A 1926-nucleotide genomic window follows, 5' to 3' on the forward strand; every position below is an offset into this window, starting at 1 on the left:
CGCCCGCGCCCACCACCACGGCCTGGGCGGCCGACGACCCGGGACCGGGCCGCCTTCCCGCGCCCCGCGCGGCGCGCCCGCCCCGGGTCGTCTACGGCGGCCCCGACATCCGCCGCCCCACGGCCGTCCAGGCCATCCGGGACGCCGAGGGTGCCGCACTCGTCATCACCTCGGACCCCAGCCTCTGGGCGGAGACGAAGGACGCGCGCGCGAAGCTGGGTCCTGTGCACGTGTACGACCCAGGGCACCTCTGCGACACTCCGGCCCGGCTGCACTGGTCGCCGACGAGCGGCTGCGAGGACGCGGAAGTGGCGGCGTCGCGCGCGACCGCGCTGCTCGCACCCGTACGGCCGCAGGCCCGGATCGACGCCGCCATGGCCGACACCGCGGAGACCCTGCTGCGGTGCTGGCTGCACGCGGCGGCACTGGACAGCCGGGACGGCAAGGCGGTCAAACAGATGCACCGCTGGGCCCAGGGCGCGGGTGCCCACGAGGCCGTACGCATACTCCGCACCCACCCCAAGGCGATGAGCGGCGCGGCGGGCCTGCTGGAGTCGGCACTGACCGCTCACCCCGAACGCCGTGAGATCGCTCAGGAGCTGACGGCGCGTGCGCTCGCCGCGCTCTCCTCGATCCACATCCGCGAGGCCTGCACACCGAATCGAGCGGATTCGCTCGCGTTGGAATCATTCGCCGCGGAAGGGGGCACCCTTTACGTGGTGGGTGAAGCCATCGAGGATCCGCGGTCCCGCCCGGCCGCGATGCCCCTGCTGACAGCCCTCGCCTCAGACGTGGTCGAGCACGGCCGCCGCATGGCCGAACGGTCATCCGACGGTCGGCTCGACCCACCAATGTCGCTGGTCCTGGACGACGTGGCGGCGGTCGCCCCGCTGCCCCGGCTGCCCGAGCTCCTGTCGGCCGGCCAGGACCTTGGCCTGCCGACCCTGGCCCTGCTCCGCTCGGCGGAACAGGCCCGGGCCCGCTGGACGGAAACACTGACGCCCTAACCCTGGCGGTCGCGGCGCCCGGCGGGTGGCGCTACGGGCGCGTGAACTCCATCTCGGCCTCGTACGCTTCGACCGGCTGCCCGGCGGGCGCGGGAACGGTCTTCCCCGTCCGTACGAACCCGAACTTCCGGTAGAAGCCCTCGGCCCGCTCGTTCTGGTTGTGCACATAGAGCCGTACGCGCTCCAGGCGCGGCTGCTCCAGGGACCAGGCCCACTCCAGCGCGGCCTCGAAGAGCCTGTCGGTGAGCCCGATGCCCCGGAACTCGGGGCGTACGAAGACGCCGACGAGATGCCCCTGGGTGGCGTCGATCTCCACCCCGAAGAAGTCCGTGTTCCCGGCCTGCTCAACCAGGACGACGACGGATCCGGCCCAACTGCCGTCCGGGCCCTCGGCCACGAACTGCCGGCCGCCGGGAGCGTCGCCGGACACGCCGGCCGTCCGCTCCTCCCAGAAGGAGTCGGGCCGGGCGACGGCCTCTTCGGCGGTCTCAAGGAAGGCAATGGGGGCGGCGGGGTCGGCCAGCCCGGCCATACGGAGGTCCTTGGCCTTGCGCCATTCATCGGCCCGTACCGGGCGTATCACGTGATCCATGGCGTGATCCTGCCATGAAACGCAGAAAAGCCCCGCACCATTAATCCTTACGGATCATGGTGCGGGGCTTCCCGCAATGATTGTTCGGCGGCGTCCTACTCTCCCACAGGGTCCCCCCTGCAGTACCATCGGCGCTGAAAGGCTTAGCTTCCGGGTTCGGAATGTAACCGGGCGTTTCCCTAACGCTATGACCACCGAAACACTATGAAAATTTGAACGCTGGCATTGACACAGCTGTTCGTTATTTCAGAACTAACACAGTGGACGCGAGCAACTGAGGACAAGCCCTCGGCCTATTAGTACCAGTCAGCTCCACCCCTTACGAGG

General features: G+C 69.9%; 2 protein-coding genes and 1 rRNA gene. 1 reads left to right on the top strand and 2 read right to left on the bottom strand.

Annotation, left to right across the window (positions count from 1 at the left end; all coding sequences use genetic code 11):
- Positions 1-1007 (top strand): type VI secretion protein (locus tag ACJA3G_RS35970; RefSeq protein WP_406557232.1); only part of this gene is annotated, 1007 nt, incomplete at its 5' end.
- A 31-nt stretch (positions 1008-1038) separates the two neighbouring features.
- On the opposite strand, the gene ACJA3G_RS35975 is transcribed toward ACJA3G_RS35970, so the two are convergent.
- Together ACJA3G_RS35975 and rrf are read right to left on the bottom strand one after the other, a co-directional pair.
- Complete coding sequence (locus tag ACJA3G_RS35975) at positions 1039-1599, bottom strand: GNAT family N-acetyltransferase (RefSeq protein ID WP_406557233.1); 561 nt, start codon at positions 1597-1599, stop codon at positions 1039-1041.
- Positions 1600-1681: 82 nt separating this feature from the next.
- Positions 1682-1798 (bottom strand): 5S ribosomal RNA (gene rrf / locus ACJA3G_RS35980).
- Positions 1799-1926: the final 128 nt, after the last annotated feature.

Origin of the sequence: Streptomyces sp. YS-3 (genome assembly GCF_045257485.1) — a bacterium.
In the GTDB taxonomy this organism is placed as follows: Bacteria; Actinomycetota; Actinomycetes; order Streptomycetales; family Streptomycetaceae; genus Streptomyces.